The organism is Ekhidna sp. (assembly GCF_963691765.1).
GTDB lineage: Bacteria > Bacteroidota > Bacteroidia > Cytophagales > Cyclobacteriaceae > Ekhidna.
Genome location: NZ_OY829375.1, coordinates 2,780,987 through 2,806,749, shown reverse-complemented (window position 1 = coordinate 2,806,749; position 25,763 = coordinate 2,780,987). Strand labels below are relative to the sequence as shown.

At 38.2% G+C, this 25,763-nt stretch carries 23 protein-coding genes; 2 read left to right on the top strand and 21 right to left on the bottom strand.

Features of this window, described 5'->3' with window-relative positions; translation table 11 throughout:
- Positions 1-30: 30 nt before the first annotated feature.
- The 9 genes from ACY650_RS12705 to ACY650_RS12665 form a co-directional block, all read right to left on the bottom strand.
- Complete coding sequence (locus ACY650_RS12705; RefSeq protein WP_462248004.1) at positions 31-3,126, bottom strand: SusC/RagA family TonB-linked outer membrane protein; 3,096 nt, start codon at positions 3,124-3,126, stop codon at positions 31-33.
- A 248-nt stretch (positions 3,127-3,374) separates the two neighbouring features.
- A complete protein-coding gene (locus ACY650_RS12700; RefSeq protein WP_462248002.1) occupies positions 3,375-5,327 on the bottom strand; it encodes an OmpA family protein in 1,953 nt (650 codons plus the stop codon).
- Positions 5,282-5,899, bottom strand: coding sequence for a 7-carboxy-7-deazaguanine synthase QueE (locus ACY650_RS12695; protein ID WP_462248000.1), 618 nt, complete (start codon positions 5,897-5,899; stop codon positions 5,282-5,284). The genes ACY650_RS12700 and ACY650_RS12695 overlap by 46 nt, the downstream gene beginning before the upstream one ends.
- Positions 5,883-6,752: a bifunctional 5,10-methylenetetrahydrofolate dehydrogenase/5,10-methenyltetrahydrofolate cyclohydrolase gene (locus tag ACY650_RS12690; protein WP_462247998.1), complete on the bottom strand. Its 870-nt coding sequence runs from the start codon at positions 6,750-6,752 to the stop codon at positions 5,883-5,885. Before ACY650_RS12690 ends, ACY650_RS12695 begins: the two co-directional genes overlap by 17 nt.
- A 14-nt stretch (positions 6,753-6,766) precedes the next feature.
- Positions 6,767-8,554, bottom strand: a complete 1,788-nt coding sequence (gene lepA, locus ACY650_RS12685) for a translation elongation factor 4 (protein ID WP_462247996.1) — start codon at positions 8,552-8,554, stop codon at positions 6,767-6,769.
- 91 nt (positions 8,555-8,645) lie between these two features.
- A complete protein-coding gene (dtd, locus tag ACY650_RS12680) occupies positions 8,646-9,098 on the bottom strand; it encodes a D-aminoacyl-tRNA deacylase (protein ID WP_462247994.1) in 453 nt (150 codons plus the stop codon).
- Positions 9,095-9,769 carry a Rossmann-fold NAD(P)-binding domain-containing protein gene (locus ACY650_RS12675; RefSeq protein WP_462247992.1) on the bottom strand — a complete coding sequence of 225 codons (675 nt, stop codon included), beginning with the start codon at positions 9,767-9,769 and terminating at the stop codon, positions 9,095-9,097. The genes dtd and ACY650_RS12675 overlap by 4 nt, the downstream gene beginning before the upstream one ends.
- A gap of 17 nt (positions 9,770-9,786) precedes the next feature.
- Positions 9,787-10,182: a YkvA family protein gene (locus ACY650_RS12670; protein WP_462247990.1), complete on the bottom strand. Its 396-nt coding sequence runs from the start codon at positions 10,180-10,182 to the stop codon at positions 9,787-9,789.
- A gap of 3 nt (positions 10,183-10,185) precedes the next feature.
- Positions 10,186-10,707, bottom strand: a complete 522-nt coding sequence (locus ACY650_RS12665; RefSeq protein WP_462247989.1) for a DUF7935 family protein — start codon at positions 10,705-10,707, stop codon at positions 10,186-10,188.
- A 154-nt stretch (positions 10,708-10,861) separates the two neighbouring features.
- Here ACY650_RS12665 and ACY650_RS12660 point away from each other — a divergent pair, with 154 nt between their 5' ends.
- Positions 10,862-11,143, top strand: a complete 282-nt coding sequence (locus ACY650_RS12660; protein WP_462247987.1) for a HesB/IscA family protein — start codon at positions 10,862-10,864, stop codon at positions 11,141-11,143.
- On the opposite strand, the gene folB is transcribed toward ACY650_RS12660, so the two are convergent.
- From folB to ACY650_RS12645, 3 genes are read right to left on the bottom strand one after another with little or no spacing between them, the layout of a single operon-like run.
- Complete coding sequence (gene folB / locus ACY650_RS12655) at positions 11,140-11,490, bottom strand: dihydroneopterin aldolase (protein ID WP_462247986.1); 351 nt, start codon at positions 11,488-11,490, stop codon at positions 11,140-11,142. The two genes, ACY650_RS12660 and folB, sit on opposite strands and share 4 nt — an antisense overlap.
- A gap of 7 nt (positions 11,491-11,497) precedes the next feature.
- Entirely contained in the window at positions 11,498-12,493 is a 996-nt protein-coding gene (locus ACY650_RS12650) for a DivIVA domain-containing protein (protein WP_462247985.1), read from the bottom strand.
- Positions 12,490-13,395 carry a WD40 repeat domain-containing protein gene (locus tag ACY650_RS12645; protein ID WP_462247984.1) on the bottom strand — a complete coding sequence of 302 codons (906 nt, stop codon included), beginning with the start codon at positions 13,393-13,395 and terminating at the stop codon, positions 12,490-12,492. Before ACY650_RS12645 ends, ACY650_RS12650 begins: the two co-directional genes overlap by 4 nt.
- Before the next feature lie 29 nt (positions 13,396-13,424).
- Here ACY650_RS12645 and ACY650_RS12640 point away from each other — a divergent pair, with 29 nt between their 5' ends.
- Entirely contained in the window at positions 13,425-14,030 is a 606-nt protein-coding gene (locus ACY650_RS12640) for a 4'-phosphopantetheinyl transferase family protein (protein WP_462247983.1), read from the top strand.
- A gap of 5 nt (positions 14,031-14,035) precedes the next feature.
- Here ACY650_RS12640 and ACY650_RS12635 read toward each other — a convergent pair whose 3' ends face one another.
- From ACY650_RS12635 to ACY650_RS12595, 9 genes are all read right to left on the bottom strand, one after another.
- Positions 14,036-16,639: an ABC transporter permease gene (locus ACY650_RS12635; protein WP_462247981.1), complete on the bottom strand. Its 2,604-nt coding sequence runs from the start codon at positions 16,637-16,639 to the stop codon at positions 14,036-14,038.
- Positions 16,632-19,253, bottom strand: a complete 2,622-nt coding sequence (locus ACY650_RS12630; protein WP_462247980.1) for an ABC transporter permease — start codon at positions 19,251-19,253, stop codon at positions 16,632-16,634. The genes ACY650_RS12635 and ACY650_RS12630 overlap by 8 nt, the downstream gene beginning before the upstream one ends.
- Before the next feature lie 5 nt (positions 19,254-19,258).
- The gene (locus ACY650_RS12625) at positions 19,259-19,597 is read right to left on the bottom strand and encodes a PadR family transcriptional regulator (RefSeq protein ID WP_462247979.1); all 339 of its coding nucleotides are present in this window, start codon (positions 19,595-19,597) and stop codon (positions 19,259-19,261) included.
- 100 nt (positions 19,598-19,697) lie between these two features.
- Positions 19,698-20,390 carry a DNA alkylation repair protein gene (locus ACY650_RS12620; RefSeq protein WP_462247977.1) on the bottom strand — a complete coding sequence of 231 codons (693 nt, stop codon included), beginning with the start codon at positions 20,388-20,390 and terminating at the stop codon, positions 19,698-19,700.
- 66 nt (positions 20,391-20,456) lie between these two features.
- Positions 20,457-21,410 carry a hypothetical protein gene (locus tag ACY650_RS12615; RefSeq protein ID WP_462247976.1) on the bottom strand — a complete coding sequence of 318 codons (954 nt, stop codon included), beginning with the start codon at positions 21,408-21,410 and terminating at the stop codon, positions 20,457-20,459.
- Entirely contained in the window at positions 21,407-22,258 is an 852-nt protein-coding gene (locus tag ACY650_RS12610; RefSeq protein WP_462247974.1) for a transglutaminase-like domain-containing protein, read from the bottom strand. Before ACY650_RS12610 ends, ACY650_RS12615 begins: the two co-directional genes overlap by 4 nt.
- A gap of 12 nt (positions 22,259-22,270) precedes the next feature.
- The gene (locus tag ACY650_RS12605) at positions 22,271-23,899 is read right to left on the bottom strand and encodes an acyl-CoA carboxylase subunit beta (protein ID WP_462247972.1); all 1,629 of its coding nucleotides are present in this window, start codon (positions 23,897-23,899) and stop codon (positions 22,271-22,273) included.
- Positions 23,899-24,825 (bottom strand): MlaD family protein, encoded by a 927-nt coding sequence (locus ACY650_RS12600; protein ID WP_462247970.1) that lies wholly within the window; start codon positions 24,823-24,825, stop codon positions 23,899-23,901. The genes ACY650_RS12605 and ACY650_RS12600 overlap by 1 nt, the downstream gene beginning before the upstream one ends.
- A 12-nt stretch (positions 24,826-24,837) precedes the next feature.
- Positions 24,838-25,638, bottom strand: coding sequence for an N-acetylmuramoyl-L-alanine amidase family protein (locus ACY650_RS12595; protein WP_462247968.1), 801 nt, complete (start codon positions 25,636-25,638; stop codon positions 24,838-24,840).
- Positions 25,639-25,763 lie beyond the last annotated feature (125 nt).

The following is a 25,763-nucleotide window of genomic DNA, read 5'->3' as shown; positions in this document are numbered from 1 at the left end:
TTTCATAATTTATATCAAATTAACAGTTGATTAAAAACCTAACTCAATACCTAAAGACACTGTTCTAGGTGTTGGGTAAAGTCGTGAACCGCCAAATCCTTCAACGTCAAATCCTCTCCAATCAGTGAACGTAATAAGGTTTTCACCATTTACGAATACTCTTGCTCTAGTAAGGAATTGAGTCTTATCAACCATTGACTGAGGGAAATCGTAACCGATAGTTGCAAATCTTAGTCTTAAGTAATCTGCATTTCTCAAGAATCTATCACTTGCAATACTTCTGTTAGGAGCATTCAATCTTGGCATATCAGTAACTCGGTTGTTAGGAGTCCAAGATCTGTGAATATCTCTTGAATGTCTGAACTGACCAATGTTATCTGGGCTTACAAAACTCGCGTAATCGTTATCGAATCTAAATACTCCGATAGCGTAGTTAGCTTGAAGTTGAACAAAGATTCCTTTGTAATCAAAGTCAATATTGATACTTCCTTGGTAATCAGGAAGGTCATTTTTACCTAACCATACTCTGTCATTATCTACGTCAGGATTTTCAGTTACTTCTCCGTCAGCAGTCAAGAATAATAGGTTACCATTTGCAGGGTTAACACCAGCGTATCGAACTGCGAAGAATTCTCTAATAGGACCTCCTACACGTCCAACACCAACTTGCTCTTCAAGTCCACCAGGGAATTCAAGAATTTCGTTTTTGTTGTAGTTACCAACAGTTCTAATAGTTAAGTTAGGACCATTAGCATTTCTAAGGATGTCATAAGAAAGTTCAAAGTCGAAACCAGTGTTTCTCATGCTACCAAAGTTTGCATCAATGTTAGTTACAGAAGTAACAGCTGATACAGGTACACCTTGGAATAGACCATCAGTAGTTTTCTGATAGTAATCGAACTTAGCTCTTAATCTACTCTGGAATAGTTCAGCATCTAAACCGATGTTGATCTGCTCAACTTCTTCCCATCTTAAGCTTGAGTTACCAATTTGTCCAAGTACTAATGAGTTAGCACCACCATATCCTGCTCCAGTAGCAAAAAGGTCTCTTGTCAAATCTGGAGAAGAGAATACTTGTGATTCGTTGAACTCAATATCAAAGATGTTGATCACTTGGTTACCAGTCACACCATAAGAAGCTCTCACTTTTAAGATGTCGAATGGAAGGTTAGAAGCGAATGATTCGTTATGAACATTCCAACGAGCTGCAGTCGACCAGAAAGTACCCCATCTGTTACTTTCAGCAAATCTGAATGAAGCATCTCTTCTTACTGTGAAATCAAGACCGTATTTAGCATCGTAATCGTAACCTAAAGTTCCGAAATAAGAATACAATCCAGCTTTTAGGATATTAGCAGCAACTGGATCCACAAAGAAATCATTTTGCGCGTTATCCGGTACGAAAGCACTACCGTCTCCAGGAGAGAACGTCTTAGGATCTAGACCTTCTGAGAAGAATCTGAAGTGATCGTAACGAGCTCTGAATTCCTCAGAGTATAAACCTGCATTGATAGTATGTACATCAAAAGACTTCGTATAATTCAAGCTTAATAGTTGATTATATCTGAATTCTCTAGTAAATGCTTGTTGCTGGAATCCTGCAGTAGTATTACCAGTCTGAGCAAATAGTAATGCATTAAATGAAGTTGGTCCTTCAGCTCTTGTTAGTACTTCTTCCTGGAAGTCTCCAGAGATTTGGTATCCAACTTGAAGTCCGTCTATAATTTCATAATTCAGATTGATCGTTCCAATCATCTTCATCTCGTTCTCCTTACGCGTGTAAGTATTCAATCTATCAATTAAGAATAGAGGAGTATTAGCAAATGCTAGTGGAGATAAAATTGCAGCTCCATTGGTATACTCATCTGGAGTTACATAAGTAACTGACTGATAAGCACCAAGGATATAGTTTCTGTTAATTGCACCACTACCAATTGAGTTAGGCTCTTCACTATCAGAATAGTTGATTGATGTATTGATGCCGTAATTCAATTTACCGTTGTTATTCTTACCAGAAAGATTCACACGGATGTTCCCTCTTTCCAAGCTTGAGCTCTGAAGCACACCTTCTTGGTTTAAGTATCCGAAGTTTAGAGATACTCTAGTATTCTCACCACCTCGAGATAATGAAAGGTTGTGCTGATGCGCAATTCCTTGATCGAAGAAGAAATCAACATAGTCAGCATTTTTATTAATTCTGAAAGAATCAATTTGTGCATCTGAAAGTGGAATGTAGCTTCCATCAGACTGAATATTAAGGCCCGGTATACCTTGACCAGTTCTATCTTGGTGATAAATTGGTCTTGCACCTACGCCTAATAAGTATGCGTCTCTTTCAAGAGTAAGCTGCTCAGCAGTACCCATCAAGTCATATCTTTCTTTCTGAAGACTTGAAGATGCAACTCTATACGTGTAAGCGATTTCAAGCGGACTGTTGTAAGAACCTTTCTTAGTAGTTACAACAATTACTCCGTTTGCACCTCTGTTACCATAGATTGCAGTTGCTCCAGCATCTTTAAGTACTGAAACGCTCTCAATATCATTTGGATTTAAACTTCTAAAGTTATCCTGGTTTACAGGAGCACCGTCAATGATAAATAATGGCTCGTTATCACCATTAATAGAGTTTGTACCTCTTAGTCGAATATCAGAACCTGCACCCGGCTGACCACTTGTAGTGGTAATTGCCAAACCTGCTACCTGACCAGACAGCGTCTGAACGAAAGAAGGGTTAGGTCGGTTTTGAATAGTTTGACTAGAGACTGTGGCAGCAGAAATACTTGACTTCTCTTCGGTGATGCTACTGTATCCAGTTACAACAACCTCTTGAAGCTCAGTTAAACCTCCTAGTGTCACATCAATAGTTGTGCGAGCTCCAACCTCAATTTCTTGAGTTTCGAAACCCACATAAGAAAAGATTAGTGTAGCACCATCATCAACTGAAATACGGAAGTTTCCGTCTAGATCAGTGGTGACACCAGTCGTTGTGCCTTTAATCACAACGTTCACTCCTGGTAAAGCCTCACCTGTGTCGTCGGTGACCTTTCCAGAAACCGTTCTCTGTGCCATTGCAACGAATGCAACAGCAATGAAGAACGCAAAACTTAGTAGTAAATTCCTCTTCATACTAACTAGTTAATCGTTAAACATTAATTATTTGAAGCCCGAAAGATATGCCTTTTTAGGATTATTTAACAAAATAAAAGACTCCATTCAGAATAGTAAAAAAACGCAGATCACTGCTTTTTAAGGAAAATTGAACGAAAAAATGGATATAATAGAAATTACCAAATATTCAACTACCACTTAAAGTAAAGCTTTAATAATATTCTGAAACATGTCAAATGTTAAATTTTCGAATTTTTGCAACTCTTTCATTGCTTCGTCCGTAGGACACGAAATTCTATCCTACGGTTGGATTTGCGACCAATTTCTGAATCATTACCTGTTAGGGGGAGAGTATCCGCGTAGCCTTTATAGGTGAGTCGATTCCTTTGAATACCTTTTTCTAATAGGTTCTCGTAGACGGCTTTCGCTCGTAATTCGGATAAGTTCTGGTTGTATTCAAATGAACCAACATTGTCTGTATGTCCTGAAATTTCTACAGTAATGTTTGGATTCTCCTTAAGGAGCTCAAATGCATTTTCAATCTCTGAAAAGGATTTTTCATCAATTACATATGAATCTGTTTCGAAGTATATGTTCTTCAGCACTAAAGTCCTACCCTCAGATATTGGGATTAAACTGATATCAATGGTATCAGGCTTTAGTGAAGTGCTTTGAGTAGTTTGAAAATGAAAATCATAGTATAAGTATCCCTTTTTCTTCACATATGCAGCTAAATCTAAACCGACTGGCAAAATCATGTAATACTTTCCATTAATGGAATCCGATTGACTATTGTAAATAACTTTGTTCGATTCCAAATCAACCACTTCAATATCTGCCCTTAGTGGTTGAGAGGTATTTTCATCATAAACTCCTCCAATGATATAGGAGGTAGCTTTTGACCTTACGCGATTTGGCAATTGAATACTAACCAGCCTGCTATCTAAGATTTGATAATTCTTTTGTTCCTCTTTGGCAAAATACGCGGTCTCACCATCAGCACCAATTACAATCGCTACCTCATCTTTGTAAGTATTGATGGGGTAACCAAGGTTTTTCGGTTTTGTCCAAACTGAGTCTTCCTTATTCGTGACATACAAATCGTAGCCACCCATGCCCGGAAATCCATTTGCAGATATATATAATGAAACTCCATTTGGATGAATAAATGGTGTTGTTTCATCTTTTGGTGTATTGATTTTACTTCCCAAATTTTGTGGGGTGCTCCATTGACCTTCTACATCATAGGAAACCCAAATATCTCTGCCACCAAATCCACCCGTACGGTTTGAAGCAAAATACAGCGTTTTACCATCTGCCGATAATGAAGGTTGCGATTCCCAATAAATCGAATTGACCCTTTTCCCCAGGTTTTTTGGTTTAGACCATGAATTTCCTGATTTCTTGGATATATACAGATCACAGCTACCTATAGAATTTCGACCATCGCATGAGGTGAAGATCATGGTTCTGCCATCTGCCGAAACCGAGCAAGCACCTTCATTCAATGAAGAGTTGATTCTTGATGAAACAGATTCGGCCTCAGTCCACTGTCCATCCTTGAAATAACTAACAACAATGTCCTCATCGCTTTGAACAAAGTCTCGCTTCGTAAAATACATGCTTGAATTATCAATAGTAACAGATGGCAGGTACTGTAGTTTGAATCTATTTATCTGTTCTGGTAAATAGGATATTTCCAAGCTATCGTTAGAAGTAGATAATTGACTTCTTGAAAATCTAAGGCTCTCATTTAATAAGTTAATTTCTGGACTAGACGCTCTCTCTGGCACTTTCGCAAGAAATTGATCTAGATATAATTGTGCGCTTTCATAGTGTCCTCTATCGAAGGCCATCGAAGAAAGTCTTTCAAGAACTGATGCGATTGGGTCTGGAGCAGTCTTAACATAAGAGGAAAACTTAGAATAGACTGAATCCAATTGCCCCATGGCATTGTACATACTCCCCATGCGGATATATGCCTCGAAAAAATTTGAATCTTCTTTTACAGCTTGTTCTAAAAATGAAATGGAAGTTGTAAAATCCCTTTCTCTGTATTTTTTATCAGCCTTTTCATACAATTTTTTCGCTTTTTTGCTATCCGTGGAGAGTGTACCTTGTCCAAACAGGCATCCAGCACTTATCAGCAATAGCGCAACAAAAAAGATCCTTTTCAAGGAATGTCCATGTATTTGTGTGTCTGTAAGGATATTTTCCATCTTGGGTTCTGCTTGACAAAATCAACGACCAAAGGTGTCATTTCTTTTTCTTTTGACCATTCAGGTTGTAAAAACAACTGTGCTTTGTCTTGCATCTTAGATCCATGCTGATCCGCCCATTTAAAGTCACTTTTGTTATACGCTATAACCTTAAGTTCATCAGAATTGATGTAAAACTCTTCCAACGGAGCTTTGAATTTTTTTGGCGAAAAGCAAATCCAGTCCCAGGTACCAGATAAAGGATAAGCACCAGATGTTTCAATATTGGTTTTAAAGCCTTCAGACTTCAATTCATTGGTAAGTTGTGATAGATCATACATCAAAGGTTCACCTCCTGTTACAACGATCAATTCCGCCTTTGACTCTTTAGCTTCCTTCACAATATCTCCGATGCTAACCCAGTCAAATTGAGAAGCATCCCATGATTCTTTTACATCGCACCACGTGCATCCCACATCACAACCACCCAATCGAACAAAGTAAGCTGGTGTTCCTGAATGAAAGCCTTCACCTTGGATGGTGTAAAAAGATTCCATCACCGGCAAAAACGCTGGGTCAGTGATTGAGCTCATATGCTTTAAGGGTGTTCATCAATAATGACGCAATAGTCATTGGCCCTACTCCACCAGGCACTGGAGTTATATAGCTTGCAATTGGCGCTACTTCATCATAAACCACATCTCCTGATAATCTAAACCCAGATTTTCTTGACGCATCCTCAACCCTGGTTGTTCCTACATCAATTACTACAGCGCCTTCTTTTACCATGTCTTTTGTTATCAAACCTGGCTTTCCAACAGCTACAATTAAAATATCTGCTTCTTTGGTATGAGATTTCAGATCGACCGTGGCCTTGTGACATACTGTTACCGTCGCTTCGCCTTCTTGCAACATCAGTAAACTTAATGGGGCGCCTGCAATTCTACTAGCCCCAACAACGACGCAATTTTTACCTGTTGTAGGGATATCATAACGTCTTATCAATTCCATTACACCATAAGGAGTTGCTGGAAGAAGCAATTGATGATCAGAAACAATGCTGCCGAAATTTTGATTCGTAAACCCATCAACATCTTTCAGAGGCGATATGCATTCAGTAATGCGATCTACAGAAATGTGATCTGGCAATGGAATTTGCACGATGAAACCGTCAATATCTGAATCATCATTCAGTTGCTCAATGTGTTTGATCAACTTTTCCTCAGAAATTGTACTTGCAAAATGCATTAATGTAAAATCAAATCCTACGGCCTTGCAGGCATTGATCTTTCCATTTACGTAAGTATGACTTGCACCATCTTCGCCGACAATAATAATAGCAAGGTGAGGTGCGCGATTGCCATCTGCTTTGATTTTCTCAACCTTCTCAGCTATTTCATTCTTAATGTCTTTTGAGACTTTACGTCCGTCAATTATTGTAGGCATTTTACTTCAGTTTTTTAGTCAAGTTTTAGAACGGCCATGAATGCTTCCTGTGGAATTTCAACATTACCCACCTGGCGCATTCTCTTCTTACCTTTCTTCTGTTTTTCAAGCAATTTTCGCTTTCTGGAAATATCACCGCCGTAACATTTTGCGAGTACATTTTTTCGCATGGCTTTTACGGACTCACGCGCAATTATTTTAGTACCTATGGCGGCTTGAACAGCTATCTCAAACATTTGTCTTGGAATTAACTCTTTCAGTTTTTCGCAAAGACGTTTTCCCCATTCGTATGCTTTGTCTCTATGGACAATGGCAGATAGTGCATCTACCTTGTCACCATTTAGCATAATATCCAGCTTCACCATGTCTGATCTTTTATAACCAATTAGCTCATAATCTAACGAAGCATACCCTCTTGAGATGGTCTTTAATTTATCAAAGAAATCAAATACAATTTCCGCAAGTGGGATCTCAAAAGTTAGCTCTACACGATCTGAAGTGAGATAAACTTGATTTTTGATCTCGCCTCTCTTATCCATACAAAGGGCTATGATTGGTCCAATGAATTCAGACTTTGATATTATTTGAGCTCGGATAAATGGCTCTTCGATATGACTTATGAGATTAGATTCAGGTAGCTCAGATGGAGCGCTTACTTTCAGGATATTACCATCGTTTTCAATGGCATGAAAACGTACCGAAGGGACCGTTGTAATCACGGTCATATCGAACTCTCTTTCGAGTCTTTCTTGTACAATTTCCATGTGCAACATTCCCAAAAATCCGCATCTAAAACCAAAGCCTAAAGCAGCTGAAGTTTCAGGCTCCCAAATCAAAGAAGCATCGTTTAATTGCAGCTTTTCCATTGAAGCTCTAAGCTCTTCAAATTCGCTTGTTTCTACTGGGTAAATTCCTGCAAAAACCATTGGCTTTACATCCTCAAAACCTTTGACTTGAAGCTGAGTTGGGCGGTCCACATGGGTAATGGTATCTCCAACTTTTACTTCTTTAGCAACTTTGATTCCTGAGATTAGATAGCCTACGTTTCCAGCAGAAATTGTCTTTTTCGGTTCATGATCTAGACGCAAAACACCTATCTCATCTGCCTCATATGTTTTCCCAGTGTTGACAAATTTTACTTTATCTCCCTTATTGAATGAGCCATTAAAAACCCTGAAAAACACCTCTATTCCTCTGTAAGGATTGAAGACAGAGTCAAAAATCATAGCCTGCAAAGGCTCATTTGGATCACCTTTAGGGGATGGTACTCGATCAACAATTGCTTCAAGGATATCTGTGACACCAATACCCTCTTTCGCACTTGCATGAATGATTGATTCTTTTTCGCACCCGATGAGGTCGATGATTTGGTCTGATACTTCCTCTGGCATGGCGCCAGGCAAATCAATTTTATTTAGAACTGGAATAATCTCCAAGTCATGTTCAAGTGCCAGGTATAAGTTAGAAATGGTCTGAGCTTCAATGCCTTGGGCTGCATCTACTACTAATAAAGCACCTTCACAGGCAGCAATTGACCTGGACACTTCATATGAAAAATCCACGTGTCCTGGGGTATCTATCAAGTTCAGAATATACTTCTCACCATTTAGCTCATAATCCATCTGAATGGCATGACTTTTAATCGTAATTCCTCTCTCACGTTCCAAGTCCATGTTATCCAAAAGCTGAGCCTGCATGTCTCGTTCAGCTACCGTCTGAGTGAACTCTAATAGTCTATCAGCCAAGGTGCTCTTACCATGATCAATATGAGCGATAATGCAGAAATTTCGAATATTATCCATATAAAAAAGTCATTGGATTAGCGCTAACACCCCAACCCCTTGAAAATTAGGCGCAAAGGTAGCAATCCTTTCACCTATTCAATCAAAAAAACTATTGTTTGTTTTTAGTGTCAATTAAAATGGTAACTGGACCATCATTGATTAGAGAGACTTGCATATCTGCACCAAATTCACCAGTCTTCACTTTGCTATCTATTTGACTATCGAATTCTGCAATAAATGCTTGATAAAGAGGTATTGCCACTTCAGGTTTGGCTGCTTGTATGTATGAAGGACGATTGCCTTTTTTCGTACTTGCATGAAGTGTAAATTGACTTACTATTAAAGCTTCGCCTCCTACTTCTACCAAACTTCGATTCATAATTCCATCATCATCTGGAAAGATTCGCATATTACAAATTTTACGACAGAGCCATTCAATATCCTCCTTACTATCGGAATCTTCAATTCCAAGCAATACAAGCACTCCAGTTGCTATTTCTGACACTAATTTTCCCTCAATGCTAACTGAGGCTTGGCGAACTCTTTGTACGACTGCTCTCATTCAGAATATGCGATTTCTACCATTTTTGCTGGTCTATATCTTTTGAATTCCATTTTATTTTGGTGAGCAACTTCTATCATCGCCTTAGCTACCTCCACATCTCTTATTGCCCCTACCTGCTTTTTAGATGCAATCATAAAGAAAGAGGCAATCGCACTGAAAAACTTAGCAACCTCCTCCAAGAAACGATGTTCTTTTCTTTTTCCTAGCAGTAACGACGGCTGGAAAATCTTCAATGCCTTAATATTTAACGCCTGAAGTTGATCTTCAAGCTGGCCTTTAGCCATGTTGTAAAACAAAGGAGAAGAGCTATTGGCTCCTACGGCTGTAACCACCAATAATTGCTTAAAATCAGGCTGAGCCATAGCTATTTTCGCAAAAGCTATTGGATATTCAACATCCACTTTAAGAAATGCTTCCTTTGAGCCTGCCACTTTACGCGTAGTTCCTAAAGCGCAGTAATAATCATCTCCATTGAAACTAGAGGCATGATTTTCCAAGTTATCGAAGTCCTCAACAAGAACCTCAATCACCTTCGGGTCTTTGATTTCATGTGATCTACGTGACACCAAAATGATTGAATCATACCTATCATCTTTAACCATAAGTCTCACTAGTTGGTATCCAACTAATCCTGTAGCTCCAATAATTACGGCTTTTCTATTAGGCATTTTCTCGCGCTTGGAAATTAATCAGTCGGATTGGCTTGATTTCTTTCCCATTCCTGGAAATGAACAATATCCTTATTTAGTTTCTTTACTATCAAGTAAACCACGGAAGCATCATCAGCAAAGCCTAAAGCCGGGATAAAATCAGGAATGAGATCTATTGGAGTAACAAAATATAGTAGTGCAAAAACAATTAATATGATACTCGAAACGGGAAATGCACGATAAGCACCAGAAATATGCGATTGAGCCATTTTAATTAAAATTTGAAGCTTTGATTTCAAATCTTTAAGCTCTTCTGAATTTTCTGCAACACGTCTTATTTTTTTTCCAGCTGCAGTGAGTGTAGTTCTAATTTGATCGCTACTTGAGGCAGTTTCCTTAGCCTTTTCCCATATTTTTTTTGTCTTATCCATTCATTAAAAAACGTCCTGTATCTCTTCTTTAATATATTTTATTGCCTGCTTAGGAGTATCCATTTCTTCACCCGCAGAATTTTCAATAATAGCACGTGCCAGGTCGAATCCTTTAGCATCTTTATCTAGTGCATTTGTAGATGAATTTATGATAGATATCGTTTGCTCAACGGCAGTGGTAACATATGTCCAGGCACTATCTGACATGTAAACCTGCTGAGATAGATTATGGTTGAATTCGTTTCGAATCTCGTGTATTAAAATTTGTTGAAATTCTTCTGCGGTATAGTCGGGGCTACTAAGTCTTGAAATTAAGTTTGATGGGGTTATACGTTCTAGCAGTAGAATAACACGCTCATAAGCCTGAAGGCGGATAGGCACAACAATTTCCTGATTTTTTTGCCTCACACTAAATGCGATTTCATCTAGCTGTTTTTGCAAAAAGGATCTTACTAACAGATAGGCAAGATAAAGCACCAGACCAGCTGGAATTGTAATTTTTAGAAGGTCGTAAACCATTTCCATGTACGAGAATGTTTATGTTGTTAATCGTCAAAAATAACTCGAAAAATTCGGGAATTATTGAATGTGAATTAGTATTACTTTGTTGAAACGAAGATTGAAATTAAAAGATTACGCTTTCATCGATAGGTTTGTACAATGAAGAGCGAAAAGTAGCATGGATATACCAGTTGAGATTACAGAAAGAGCATTAAGTGAAGTGAAGAATATTCTGAAAAACAAAGGAATACCTGAAGGCTATGGATTGCGTATTGCTACGAAAGGAATGGGCTGTGGTGTGGGGTTCAAACTCGGCTTTGATAAGAAAAAAGAAACCGACGAAGAGTACTATGTGGATGGCGTACAAGTCTTGGTTCAAAAGCGAGAGATGATGTTTTTAGTCGGTAAGAAAATCGAATTCTATGATGAATCAGATGGCAGAGGTTTTGTTTTTATTTAACCTTCTAATTCCACAGTAGCCTTATGGCACAACCCCTTAATCGGGGGATTGTATTTGCTGACTCGAACCTTTACATTGTTGATTTGTGGGAAATTCTCTTTTAATGCTTTGATCATCTTACCAGCTAGATGTTCCAACAGGTTTGCATCAATACTCATCACCTCCTGAACTATCTCGTAAACTTTTTCATAGTTCACCGTCCCATCTAATTTATCTTCAAGTGCAGCATCTCTAACGTCTACATCGAGCGTTACATCTACGCTGTATTTATTACCAATCACACGCTCTTCTTCATAGTAGCCGTGACGAGCATAAAACTCCATCCCCTCCAAGGAAACTTTTCCCATAATTTGCTTAATCTGTATCTAGTTCGTCAAAAAACGAAACTGTTTTAGAAATAAGTGGCCCTTTCTTCTCTTCTACTTCCTCATCTCCTTCTTTTTTCAAATCTTCCTTTTGAGCAGCTGGCTTTTCAGAAACTTCAGGTTCAGGCTCTTTCTCATCAACAACAGGCTCAATTGGCTTTTCAACTACTTTCTCCGGCTTAGGCTCAGGTTTTTCCTGAACAGGCTCATCTTCGGCAGGCTGAGCGACTGACTCCTGTTGAACGGGCTGTTTAACTATACGCTCCCGCAATTCTTCGGTCTTCGGAGGTTCAACTTCATTCTTTACTTTTGGCTCTTCCGCTATTTCTTGCTTCGCGGGCTCTTTTGGTGGCTGTTCTAAATGTTTCGCTTCTACTTGAACCTCGGTCTTTTCCGACTTGATTCTCTCTTCGCTTTCACGTGCTAGCTTCTTTACACGTTGAACATAATCATCAAACTTAAACTCCTTAGTCTCTCCAGTATTTCGCTCTACTTTTTCTATGAGTGTTATGGACAGATTTTTAAGCTCTTGAAGTGCATTTTGACGATGATTCTCAATGTCTCGATGATTTTGCTCAATACCTTTAACAGCATCTTGCAACTCCTCTATGATTTGACGCGCCTCCATTTCAGCTTGTTCAATCATAGCTCTTGACTTATTCTTGGATTCGCTAAGCAATGCTTCTGCATTCATCTTAGTCTCCTTCATGTGAAGTTCGGCAGCTTTATTCGCTTGATCTATCACATTCGCTCCAGTATCCTCAGCTGTCTTGAGAGTTTTATAAAGCGATGTCTCTACCTCGCGCAATTTGGCAACTTCTTTCTCAGCTTGCTTCAACTTAAGGACCAGCTCCTTATTTTCTTCAAGCATTCGTTCCCACTCATTGGATAATGACTGCAAAAAAGCGTTGACTTCATCCTTATCATACCCCCTAAGCTTCTTCTCAAAGTCCTTTTGACGAATTTCCAGCGGTGTTATCTTCATTCTGCAAATTTAATTTCCCAAACGGAGATCGAACGATCATCGCTACAAGTTACTAACAAGTCACGATAATTCATCCATAGCAGCTTATTAACGCTATTTCCATGTCCTGCGTGCCTATGTTTGTCTAATACTTTGAGTAAACGAAAATTATGTGCATCCCAAAGTTTGATCGACTTATCCATGCTTGCAGTCACAAAATACCTCCCATCTTCCCTAAAGATTACGTCATTTATGGTATATAGATGTGCGGCAATTGATTCTCTCAAAATATAATCTGCTTGGCTATCCCAAACTTTTAGCTGAGCATCGCGACTTCCAGAAATTACATACTTGCCTGAAGGGTGGTATTTTGAAGCAAAAACAGAGTTTTTATGCCCCTTCAACTCCTTAAGGACTCCCATAGAATCCGAGTCAATTATTCGTATAACGTTGTCACTAAATGAAGTCGCTACATTAGGTCCAAATACATCAAATGCTCTAACACGGTCATTGGTGTATTTTATTCTTTTTTCAATTATCAAATCCTTAGATAAGACTACTACTTCACCATTTGATTGAGCAACCCATATTTTATCGTTAATGATGGAAAGGTCGAATAATTGATGATCGCCTAGATGAATAGAACCAATTTCAACCTTTTCATTCAAGTCTATCTTGTGAATACCATCATTATTCTTTCCAACATAAAGGAATCCTTCGCCTTGATCGTAAGTCATTGCGTAGACAGACCCATCAATCTTGCTAATAACCTCACCTTCATCAGGAGCGCGCAAATCCCAGAGAACGATCATCCCGTCGCCACCTGCGGAGATGAATCTATGATCATCAATAGCTTCTAAAGAATAAATGCTATCATTATGTCCAAGAAAAGTGTGGAGTTTTTTTGCTTCGATCTTACCCATTTGGAATGCAAAAGTATTACAATTGCTTTATGCCTCTACTATTAAATAAACAGATTGATGATCAGTCTGCATATGCGGTGTGGAACATTCAGGAAACTTTCTTAGAGCTTCCTTATTTATCTCCAGAGCCATTTCCAGCAGACCTAAATCCTGTGAGGCAAGCTGAGTGGATCGTCGGTAGAATTTTAGTTAAAACTTTGTGTGAAAAGTTTAATATCCCATTCAATGGGATTAGCAAAGAAGATAATGGCAAACCGTATTTAGAGGGGCTTGATGTGCACATTTCTATTTCTCACTCATTCCCAATAGCTGCGGCAATGATTCATCTTCAGAAACCATGTGGCATTGATATGGAGCGTCCGAGAGATAAGCACGATTATGTGAAAATGAAATACCTACACTCGTCTGAAATGGAGTACAAGGATGATCTTCAAAAGCTTTGCACCATCTGGTGCGCAAAAGAAGTGATATATAAGATTTTTGGAAGGAAATTTTTGAGTTTAAAAGACGAAATAAAGGTCACCTTTGAAACCGACAGTAAGATTAAAGGCGAAATTCTAAAAAAAGGCCATGAAGACACTCATCAAATCCATTACGAGTGGGTGAAGGAGTATCTTCTGGCATTTGGTACTTGAATAGTTTATTCGTCTTTCAAAATGTTTACTGGATTTGCTTTAGCTGCTTGAAGTGATTTAATACCTACAGTTAAGGCTCCAATAACAAAGGTTCCAAGTCCTGCAAGTATAAAGAGAAGTGGATTGAGGCTTATTCTAAACTCAAATCCTTCCAACCATGCGTTCCCAAAATAGTAACCGAATGGTGTAGCTACAATGAAGGCAAAAATCATAAGAATGGAATAATCTTTTGATAGCAATAAGATCAATTGATTAATACTTGCTCCATGCACTTTTCTTACTCCTATCTCTTTCGACCTTTGTTCTGCGCTAAACGCAGAAAGACCAAATAAGCCCAAGCAAGAAATGAAAACAGAAATCCCTGCGAAAATTTTAACCAGCGTACTTACCGTCATCTCTGCATTATAGCTTTCGGCATAAGTATCATCAAGGAATTCGTATTCAAAGGGCTGATCGGGCTCCAGTGCTTGATTTACTTTAGCTATTGACTCAAGTGCCTTATTCGGATCTCCTTGGACTCTCACCAGTGCAACATGAGTACTCGATGGAGCTATGCAGGTAATTATTAATGGAGCAATTGGTTCATGAAGGTTTTCCATGTGGAAATTTTTCACCACACCAACCACTTTTCCATCAATCCCCCAAAAAGATAGGTCTTGATTAATGGGGTCTTCAAATCCCATTAGTTCAGCCATCACCTCATTGATTATGAAATTGCTAGAGTCAGTCAGCTGCTCATCAAAAGCTCGCCCTTCTTGAATCTCCATTCCCATGGCTCCAATAAAGTGCTCATCGGTTATTAATATATTGATTTCATAACCTTCTTCACTCATTCCATCCCAGCGTGCAGAACTTGTGGATCTACCATATGAAATTGGGTTGCCAGAAGCGGCAGTCATGGCGCTGACCTCAGGTATTTTCTTTATTTCGTTTCGATAGGTGTCTAGTCTATCTCCAAATCTATCGCTCATCCGAATGGCAACCAGATTATCTTTATCTAATCCTAGATTCTTATTTAGCGCGTATTCAAGTTGACTATAAATAACAGCTGTTCCAACAATCAAAAGTGTAGATATCGAAAATTGAAATACGACTAACCCTTTTCTAAAATATGCAGCTCCAGAAGATTGCTTCACATTCCCTTTTAACGATCTGATGATATTAAAAGTAGGTAGTAATACTGCAGGATATAATCCTGAAAGAAAACCTACGGCTAGCGTAGTGCCACCCAAAAAATACCAGGTAAATGGATTCTTAAAATCAATAGAAAGCTGTGCATCTACCAACGCATTAAATGATGGTAATAACATCCACACCACAAATACAGAAACTACAACAGCTAATAAGGAGAGTAGTATTGACTCAATGAAAAACTGGACACTTATCGAAGATCTTTGCGCACCCATTACTTTTCTAAGTCCTATTTCCTTGGATCTTCTTCCTGAGCGAGCGGTAGCAAGATTCATGAAATTGATGCATGCAATGACAAGAATGAATACCGCAATTATTGTTAATATCCTTACATAATCTATTCTACCACCATCTACGACCCCATTTTCAAAATTGGAATAGAGAAAATAGTCTTGAAATTTATGTACAATCAAATACTCCTCTCCTGAGTTGCTTTGACCAGCAGCATGTGTGATTATTTCATCATACATCCGCTCCTCTACGACAGCAAGATTTGCTTCATCCCCCAAAGTAAAATAGATCCTAAAGCTTCCATTTCCCCAATCATCAACCCATTCATTATTATTAAAGAAGTACTGCGCAGGCAGTAACCAATCGAACTGCAGGCTGGAATTTGTGCCTGTATTTTCAAAAACACCGGTTACAATAGCTTCTCTTCCATCATCAATGATCACAGGTGACCCAACTGCTTTTTCCTTCCAAGTAGAACCAAATTGCTTTTCAGCAATTGATCTAGAGATTACAATTGACCCCAAATCGTCAAGCGCAGTATTTGGATCTCCCTCGAGTAATTCGAATGAAAAAAGAGTCAAGAAATTAGGTGTAGCAAAGAATCCCTCCTCCTCTGAGCTATCATCATCCTTGAAAAATTCCATGTCAATCTGCCAGCTTAGCTGAGCAACTTCATTCATTTCAGGATATTCCTCTCGAAACAAGTCTGCTGCAGGTTTTGGAACGGTCCATGTTGTATTAACCATCCCACCAGATTGTTTCATATTTCTAAATACCTGATAGATTTTATCCCCATTTGAATGAAATTTATCTACAGACACTTGTTCATTTACCCAAATGAGAATTAGTATACTTGACACGAGTCCAACAACCAATCCCATGAGATTTAAGGCAGTGAATCCTTTATATCTAAGCGCATTTCTGAGCGCTATTTTTAAAAAGTTTTTGATCATAGCAGTATTTATTAGTCCGTTTTTTATTTCAAGATTTCTGATAATACCTGGACGAAAGAGCATCAATACGTCCAATGAATATTTGAGCTTAGCTATGAATGCATTTTTGATAAGTCGTTCAGCATAGAGTTCTGAAAGATCTCCTTCCACATCTTCTAGGAGCAGTGGATCACAAAACCATCTCAAAAATCGACTAGCTAGCTTCGGAGGCACTATAGCATCCTTTTTATTCATATCTCAATGAGCTTACAGGATTTGCTCGTACAGCTTTGATCACATGGTAACTTATTGTTGATAATGCTATGATTAATGCCACAGCACCACCAATGATGAATAGAAGTGGATTAATATCAACTCGATATGCAAAGTTTTCCAGCCATCCAGACATGAATACGAATGTGATTGGTGAAGCGATAACAAATGAGATAAATATCATCGTGGCAAAGCCTTTTGATAATAGAAACATTAACTCCTTAACAGAAGCACCCATTACCTTTCTTATTCCGATCTCCTTAATTCTGCGCTGTATTGAAATAGAAGCAAGGCCGAACAATCCCATGCATCCGATAAAAATTGAGAGTACAGCTATTATGGTTATTACAGATCCCATCTGCTGATCAGACTTGTACATCTCATCAAAATGATCGTCTAAAAATTCATATTGCAGTGGAAAATCAGATACAAATTCGGCATATACATTTTCAATTTCATCAAGTGCTGCATCAAGATTCTGTCCATTGATCTTTACCGACATTTCACTAAAACCCCAGTCAGAATGAATAACCATCGACAAGGTATTTACTTCAAAATGAAGTGAGTTAAAATTAAAATCCTCAGTGACTCCAATGATCGTTCCTAGCGAATCGTTAGGATACCAGCTGTGACCCACACTTTGCCCAATAGGATCATCAAAACCTAGCTCTTTAACAAAGGCTTCATTGACGACAAATGCCAAACCGTCATCGGTAGCAAAGTCTTTTGAAAAGCTTCTACCCTCTTTTATCTCTATACCATAGACTTCCAGATAGTCGTAATCCACGTGAACATTGGACGGTGTGAAATTCACAATTCCTGTATCAACTCGTGCTTTAAATCCCCATTGATGGAAATTGTTACCAAGTCTTTGACCTGATGCAGTAACGCCTAGAATATTGGATTGGCTCAAGAGTTCTTCTTTCATTTCAGCGTACTTCTCTTGCATTTCACCATTCATCTCGATGAGTACAATATGGTCTTTTGTGAAACCAATGTCCTTATTCTTGATGAAGAAAAGTTGCTCTACTACAATTAGCGTACATACAATCATACCCAGCGCCAGGCTAAACTGAAGAACTATAAGAGAACTTCTAAAAATGGATTTTTTCTCTTTATTCTTAAGTCCTTTCAATACAATCACTGGCTTAAAAGATGATAGATATAATGATGGGTATAAACCGGCTATTATTCCTAAAAGGATTGTGATAGATAGAACTGCAGGCAAAAATTGTACATCCTGAATAAACGGAATAATTGCCAGTTGCCTGTCGATAACATTGTTTAGAAATGGTAATGCTACCAGCACTAAGATAAATGCAAAAACAAGTGCAAAAAGCGACAATATAACAGACTCAAAAATGAATTGAGAGAGCAGTTGCTGACGCATTGCACCTATAGCCTTTCTCACACCAACTTCCTTACTTCTGTATGTAGCTCTCGCTGTAGTCAGATTTGTGAAATTGACTGAAGCAATGATCAAAATAAAAATGCCAACGAGTACAAAGACATCCAGATACTGGCCATTAAATTTTCTATGGTTATTGTAGTCATGTTCTATATCCATTGATGCTAAATGAACTTCAGGAAGTGGCTGTAGGAATAGCTTATAGCGCTCGTTGATATCTGGATTATCCATAGCTGAAGCCAGATACTCTGGAAATTTCTCAGTGAGCGCAGCAATATCTGCTTTCTCATTTAGAATGAAGTAGGTATTCAGATAGTTGGATCCAAATTGATTATTGAATTCATCTGCTTCGTTTACTGCGGCAAATACTGAAAGTGCAATATCAAATTGCAAATGTGAATTTTCTGGCACATCAACGACTGCTTTTACTTCCAAGCTTCCATCTCTTATTGTAAAAGTTTTACCAACAACATCAGTATCTCCGAAAAATCTAATGGCTATTTCTTTGGAAATCACGGCATCGGTGGGTCCTGTAATTGCCTCCTCTGGATTACCTTCTAAAAGGTTAAAATTGAAAATTTCGAAAAAGGTGCTATCCACTCCTACAACTCGTTCAACCAGCATATTTTTTTCTTCCACTTCAACAAGCTGACTACCCCAACCCCAAAATCGCGTATACTTTTCTATCTCAGGAAATTGATCCGTCATGGTAGGACCCATTCCTGGCATTGATAGTGCTACTTTCTGCGTATTAGTCCCCGGAAAGCTCTGTACCTCGCAGAGTCGATAAATATTATTTTGATGTATCGCATCAAAAGATTTTTCATCTTTGATGAAGAGAAAAATAACCATGCATGCAGCCATCCCTATGGTCAGACTGAAAATGTTGATAGATGAAAAACTCTTGTACTTCAAGAGGTTTCTCATTGCCGATTTAAAGTAGTTTTTAAGCATTGCAGTATTAATTAGTCCGTTTTTTATTTCAAAATTTCTGACAATCCCAGGTCGAAAAAGAAGGATTACATCGATTAAATATTTGACCTTAGCTATGATCCGGTTTTTTGATGCTCTTTCTGCAAAAAGCTCAGATAAATCACCTTCGACATCCTCAATAAGCATTGGATGACAAAACCATTTCAAGAATTTTAATGGCAATCGAGGTGGCGATATTTGAATGTTGTCCTTCACCTATTTCATCCAAATTTGAAATCGAATGCCACTGATGGAATTGAATCCCAAAGCTGCTTTCTTGTATCCATCACCTGATCGAGAACCTTTTTACCGAGAGGGGTGACTTTAAAGAATCTTTTTCTTTTACCTCCTCTAACAGCCGTGGCTTCTCCAAACTCTGACTCCAGATACCCTTTTTTCTCTAGTCGATTCAATGCAGTTCGCATCGCTCCCACGCTCACTTTTCGTTCAAGTCTTTTTTCAATTTCCTCCTTGATCGATATTCCATATGCATTTTCGAATAGAACAGCGACGGTTAGCATCACAACCTCCTCAAATTCTCCAATTGAATACTTATTCATAAGATTTTTAGTTTAAGTCCTAAAAGTAGTCAAAATATTTAAGTCTTAATTGTAATCTTAATACTCCAAAGAGAAATTAAGGTTACACTACACTAGAAATTCATTTTGATTTAGCGCTAAGTCGATCTTGGATTTTTTCGCTTTGAAGCTCTCTCAAGGCATCTGAGGCTATCCACCTTGCAGGTTTCGAATTTTGACTTTTAATGCGCTCTGCATATTCGACAGCCAGTTTATTTAACTCAAGATTTTTCTTTCCTAATTGTCTCAGAGCCCAATTAACAGCCTTCTTGACAAAGTTTCTTTCATCCCAAGATTCACGCTCGATAATCGGGAAAAAACTTACTAAACGATCGTTAGGTAATTTTTTATCATGGATTGTAATCCCAACCATTAATGCAAAAGCCATTCGCTTTTCAAACTCGGGTTCGCGTTTGCTCCATTCATCTATTTTCTGAAAAGCAAATGGTGTTTTCGGTAGAATTTTCATTCCGATTCCATCCACTAAATCCCAAGAATAGCATTCAGAAGTCCATTTTTCAGCGAGTTCCTCAGTAAATAATTTAGGTTCCGAAATATGAATTGCTAACAACTTGCATTCATGAATGGGTTTTTTCCAAAGCTCGTTTGCAAGGCTTTGATTTCTACCTATTTCCTTAGCATATGGCTTCAAATACGCATTCTTAATCCCCAAGGACTCTGGAGCGTCTTTAATCCCGAAATATTCCATTTTGGAAATATATGAGGGATCTGCCATGCTATGCAGATCTGAGACTATTTCATCAATGCTTTTCATATTGAAATTGATCCAGTAACAGGCTATGAACAAAGTACTTTATCGATTTTCAACCCTTGATATTAACTATTTCCTATAAATAATACCAAGTTGTTCAAGCTTTGAAAAAAAGAATTCCCAATCTTTATTTTTAAAAGTCTCCATTGGAAATCTGGATGTAATTTTTCCATTTTTAAGTTTAAACAAGATTGATGGAGGTTCTCTATGAATCAGATCTTGATAAACTACTTTTTCAATATCACCAACTCGATAACTTTTCTTGATCCAAAACCAATACCTATTTCTGATTTGAATAATTCTTTCATCAAATACTAGGAAGAAGCTCCTTGACCCAAATAGCCATATGAAGAAAATATTGCCAACCAAATGTATTAGGATACCCGCAAGATCTACATTGTCATTTTCAACGATATAATCGTATAAAAAGAGCATATTAAAACCAACCAACATTATTAAATTAAAGCCAATAGGCCTACCTTTTACTGATATGAAATTATCACCAAGGCCTTCATGCTTACCAATTGGTTGAATTGTCGGTTTCGGCTGTGTAGCTGGCCAACTATCTATCAATAAGAATTTCAATGCTTTCTTGGTTCTGCCAAATCCTTCATAAAGAAAGTCATACAATACAATCTCATTCCCATTCTTTAACTCAATAATTGTTGATTCAGTATACGACCAATTAAAGAGAAACCTGAATAACGATTTTTGCTCAACATGTACATTCTTAATCTTACTTCTAGGGATTTTATGAACCCAAAAAAGGCGTCTTAAAACGACCTCATTTTCATTCACCATGACTTCAGGAGCGCTTTTGACATACATGAAAACGATAATCAAACTTGAAAGTATCATAACATTTCCTAAAATGAACATCAAGATACTAGTTTGACCTGTCTCATCTTTTGCTACAATGTAAGCTAAGAATGCGCCTACGGCAATTAACATTCCTCCCCCTACACCCAAAGGAATGATCCAATTATCTGCTGGATCACTAACTACCTTTTTAACTTTGCTCATAAACTAAAGTACTGATCATCCATTTTTTGAAGGATGAGCTTTATTTCATCTGCTTTATGATAATCCCCAAGCTTTTCAAAGGATACAATTAGATTCCTTAATGCTCGTAAAATGATATCCAGATTGGAGCATGGATCATAAAAAATATCTTGCTTTTCCAGTTGAAGACTTTCCAGATAATTATCAATATCATCTCTGGTAAATACTAGGCCGCGATTAAACACATTAATGTAAAAGGACTCATCCCCAACTTGGTATGTCAAGATGAATAAATTCGGGAGATTAACACCGTAAATCGGCAAGTCCATTTTTTGTGCAAGGAGCAAATAAACAGCGCAGAGAGAGATTGGATTCCCTTTTTTAGTCTCCAACACCGCATTGATCATTGAGTTAGCGGGTGAATGAAAATTCTTCGTGTTTGCTCTGAACTTGAACTGATTAAAGAACACTTCATTGAACACTTTCACCCGATCATATGGTGCCATCTGATCCTCCATATGTCTCCACAATTCATGGTATAGCTGATCTAGCTCTTGGTTGAGTTCATTGATCTCTAAATCAGGATAGAGATAAGTGGCAACAATCCATAATCCTTCTAAAAGATCACTATCTTCTTGGTCTTTCCATTCAAGAAATCGCTCTTTCAATAGTTCGAATTGAAGTTCGTGAACAAGGTCTTCAATTTTCCCCTGAACAATAGGATTGAACGTACTTTCCCACTCCTGTTCTAGCAGTGGAATTATACTCGTTCCTAGCGACATTATCTTTTCTTCGACATGAGAAACCACCTCATCATCTTCATCGTCGAGCAGAACGACTAATGCCTTTATTTCTGATTCTTTGAGCAAGTATTAAAGATATCAAGTTTGGATGACACCTACATTCATTCGCTCCTCAATTGGAGCGTGATCAGCCATTTCTATCCCTTTAGAAATTACATTTCGCGTCTCTTTGGGGTCAATAATACCATCTACCCAAAGTCGTGATGCTGCGTAGTATGGGCTTAACTTTTCGTTATAGGAATCTTCAATTTTCTTAAGCTGCGCCTGTTTTTCCTCATCAGTCAATTCTTTCCCCTTCGCCTTAGCCGAAGCAATCTCTATTTGAAGTAGCGTTTTAGCTGCAGAACCACCGCTCATTACGGCAATTTCAGCAGTTGGCCATGCATAAATCAACCTTGGATCATAAGCCTTTCCGCACATGGCGTAGTTGCCAGCTCCATAAGAACTCCCAAGCACAATACTAAATTTTGGCACAACTGAGTTAGAAACAGCATTCACCATTTTGGCGCCATCTTTAATAATACCTCCGTGTTCAGATCTGGAACCAACCATGAATCCATTGACATCATGGAGAAAAACCAAAGGAATTTTTCTTTGATTGCAATTCATGATAAAACGCGCAGCCTTATCGGCAGAATCAGAGTAAATAACTCCTCCCATCTGCATCTCGCCTTTTTTAGTTTTTACAACCTTCCGTTGATTGGCTACAATGCCTACACTCCACCCATCAATTCGCCCATAACCACATACTATAGATTTGCCATATAATTCTTTGTACTGGTCAAAATCAGAGTCATCTACCAGGCATTTAATCACCTCAACCATATCATATTGAATGCCACGATTTGCAGGGAATTCTCCGTAGATATCTTCTAATTTTTTCTTAGGCAGCTTACTTTCTGCTCGATTAAAACCCGCTGATTCTGGATTTCCGACTTTATCAAAGATTTTCTTAATCGCATCAAGTGCTGCTTTATCATCAGCAAACTTATTATCAGTTACGCCAGAGATCTCACAGTGAGTAGTGGCACCACCTAAGGTTTCGTTATCAATATCTTCTCCGACAGCTGATTTCACGAGGTAACTTCCCGCTAGGAAAACTGAGCCTGTGCCATCTACAATTAAGGCCTCATCAGCCATGATTGGCAAATAAGCTCCTCCTGCCACACAACTTCCCATAATTGCTGCAATCTGAATAATGCCTTTAGAAGACATTATAGCATTATTTCGGAATTGTCTACCAAAGTGTTCTTTGTCAGGAAAAATTTCATCCTGCATTGGTAGGAATACACCAGCACTATCTACCAAATAGATAATTGGTAGGTTATTCTCAATGGAGATCTCCTGAGCTCTTAAGTTCTTCTTAGCTGTCATAGGAAACCAAGCTCCAGCTTTTACTGTAGCGTCATTTGCTACAATCATGCACTGTTTACCTGAAACCTTCCCAATACCAGTAACTACACCAGCAGAAGGACAGCCTCCAACTTCCTGATACATCCCTTCAGCCGCAAAAGCTCCCACTTCTAAGAAATCATTTGGATCATCTAAAAGATACTCAATACGCTCTCTAGCTGTGAGTTTCCCCTTTTTATGATGTGAGGCTATTTTTTTTTCGCCTCCTCCTAACTTAACCTTCTTTAGACGCTCGTCTAGTTTGTATACCAACTGCTTGTTGGCATCTTCATTTTTGTTGAATTGAATGTCCATTAATCTTCGCTACCTTCTTCCTGTGAAACTCCTTTTAACTTATGATGCTTTCTCCCAAGTGGCTTCATAAAGTCTTTTGGATAATTGTTGAAATGGATAATTAGTTCATCCATGTCTACTAGAAGCTTATTCAAATTATTGTAGATAGAATCACTGTTGAGCAACTTACCGACAGTTCCTTCATCTGACTGAACTGCCTCTAGTAAATTATTAATATGATCCATTGATTCGTTAAGTTTCTCTAAAGAGGCCGAAACTGGTAATTGATTTAACGAATCCATTAATGTCTGTGAACTAGCAATGACACCCTCGAGTTCTTCAGATCTCGCTCTAAAAGAAATAACAAGTTGATCAACATTCTCGATAGGCCCCTTAAGGTCCAGATCAGCTATCTTTCTGTTCATTGATTCCACAGTTTCTTTTACAGCTCCTACCGTGCCTTTCACGTCCGTCTGATTAAGCGAATCCAAGAGTGTGTTTATCTTGACAATTGTACTATTGAGGTTATCAGTAACAGTTCCAATTTCATCCTGCATCCCTTTGTCCATATCAGATGCTAATGTATCACCAGGTTGTGCTTTTTCTTGCGCAACTCCAACATTCAAGACTATCGCCTTTCCTCCAAATAAACCATCATTAGCCAAAGTCGCGGAAGCATCTTTCCCAATCATAAGCCCTTCATCAATATCAAGCGCAACAACTATATATCCCTTATTTTGCACTAATTCAAAACCACTTACTCTTCCAACAGGTAACCCATTGAAATAGATAGGATTAGAAACGTTTAGGCCCGAAACATTTGCATAAGTTGCATAATATCTATTAGAAGGTGAGAAAAGATCAGACCCTCTAAGGAAGTTGAATCCGTAATAAAGTAGACCTCCAGCGATTACTGTTATTAAACCAATCTTAAATTCTTTTGACACAGTTCGTAATTTTTAGTTCTGAGCATCAAATGCTTCCTTGTATTCCTTTATAGCTCTGTATATTCCTGAAGCAATATATGATTGAACTTCAGAGTTATTCAACTCCTTCTCCTCCTCCGGATTGGAAAGGTAGCCAATTTCAACTAACACACTAGGCATTGCAGTACTCCACATCACATACAGACTAGATTGCTTAACTCCATAGCTTCTTCTTCCAGCCCGATTTTTAAGTTGATCATCAATTAGGCTTGCAAGCATAAGACTATTATCCTGATATGCGGATTGTGTGAGATTATAAAGAATGTATGATTCTTCGGACTGAGGATCAAAATCATAATTCTTTTCATAATCTTCCTCAAGAAGTATTACAGAGTTTTCTCTTTTCGCTACATCAAGGGCTCTGTCGGTATTTTGAGCTCCCATAACGTAAACCTCTGATCCCTTTATCGATTGCTTTCTAGTAAAAGGAGTCTTTTTTGGTAAGGAGTTTGCATGGATCGAGACAAACAAATCAGCATTATGATTATTAGCCATTTCCGATCTTTTTTCAAGCTCTATAAAAGTGTCGTCCTTGCGCGTGTAGATGATCTCAACATCGGGAATATATTTTTTTACATATTCACCTACTTTAAGCGCTACTTGAAGAGCTACATCTTTTTCTTTCGTGTAAGATCCTTGGGTCCCAGGATCCTTACCCCCATGTCCAGGATCGATAACGATTTTGGTAACCTCAAAACTTTTTTTACCAACGGGATTAAATGCCGCTAAAACAAAAAATAATGTCAATCCGATGGGTAGTACTAGATTTCTCACTCCTTTATTGTCTAAAATGAAATACTTTTACGCAAAAGTTAGAAAAATCGGCCATGGTAGTAATTTTCCTACACTATTAAGTGCAAAAAATTTGCCAAATGTGCCAACATTTAAACATCTCAAAG

Bases quoted from the DNA above. Each gene is read 5' to 3' on its own strand.
- ACY650_RS12705 (WP_462248004.1), bottom strand. From the start codon at position 3,126: ATGAAGAGGAATTTACTACTAAGTTTTGCGTTCTTCATTGCTGTTGCA.
- ACY650_RS12700 (WP_462248002.1), bottom strand. From the start codon at position 5,327: ATGGAAAATATCCTTACAGACACACAAATACATGGACATTCCTTGAAA.
- ACY650_RS12695 (WP_462248000.1), bottom strand. From the start codon at position 5,899: ATGAGCTCAATCACTGACCCAGCGTTTTTGCCGGTGATGGAATCTTTT.
- ACY650_RS12690 (WP_462247998.1), bottom strand. From the start codon at position 6,752: ATGCCTACAATAATTGACGGACGTAAAGTCTCAAAAGACATTAAGAAT.
- lepA (WP_462247996.1), bottom strand. From the start codon at position 8,554: ATGGATAATATTCGAAATTTCTGCATTATCGCTCATATTGATCATGGT.
- dtd (WP_462247994.1), bottom strand. From the start codon at position 9,098: ATGAGAGCAGTCGTACAAAGAGTTCGCCAAGCCTCAGTTAGCATTGAG.
- ACY650_RS12675 (WP_462247992.1), bottom strand. From the start codon at position 9,769: ATGCCTAATAGAAAAGCCGTAATTATTGGAGCTACAGGATTAGTTGGA.
- ACY650_RS12670 (WP_462247990.1), bottom strand. From the start codon at position 10,182: ATGGATAAGACAAAAAAAATATGGGAAAAGGCTAAGGAAACTGCCTCA.
- ACY650_RS12665 (WP_462247989.1), bottom strand. From the start codon at position 10,707: ATGGAAATGGTTTACGACCTTCTAAAAATTACAATTCCAGCTGGTCTG.
- ACY650_RS12660 (WP_462247987.1), top strand. From the start codon at position 10,862: ATGGATATACCAGTTGAGATTACAGAAAGAGCATTAAGTGAAGTGAAG.
- folB (WP_462247986.1), bottom strand. From the start codon at position 11,490: ATGGGAAAAGTTTCCTTGGAGGGGATGGAGTTTTATGCTCGTCACGGC.
- ACY650_RS12650 (WP_462247985.1), bottom strand. From the start codon at position 12,493: ATGAAGATAACACCGCTGGAAATTCGTCAAAAGGACTTTGAGAAGAAG.
- ACY650_RS12645 (WP_462247984.1), bottom strand. From the start codon at position 13,395: ATGGGTAAGATCGAAGCAAAAAAACTCCACACTTTTCTTGGACATAAT.
- ACY650_RS12640 (WP_462247983.1), top strand. From the start codon at position 13,425: ATGCCTCTACTATTAAATAAACAGATTGATGATCAGTCTGCATATGCG.
- ACY650_RS12635 (WP_462247981.1), bottom strand. From the start codon at position 16,639: ATGAATAAAAAGGATGCTATAGTGCCTCCGAAGCTAGCTAGTCGATTT.
- ACY650_RS12625 (WP_462247979.1), bottom strand. From the start codon at position 19,597: ATGAATAAGTATTCAATTGGAGAATTTGAGGAGGTTGTGATGCTAACC.
- ACY650_RS12620 (WP_462247977.1), bottom strand. From the start codon at position 20,390: ATGAAAAGCATTGATGAAATAGTCTCAGATCTGCATAGCATGGCAGAT.
- ACY650_RS12615 (WP_462247976.1), bottom strand. From the start codon at position 21,410: ATGAGCAAAGTTAAAAAGGTAGTTAGTGATCCAGCAGATAATTGGATC.
- ACY650_RS12605 (WP_462247972.1), bottom strand. From the start codon at position 23,899: ATGGACATTCAATTCAACAAAAATGAAGATGCCAACAAGCAGTTGGTA.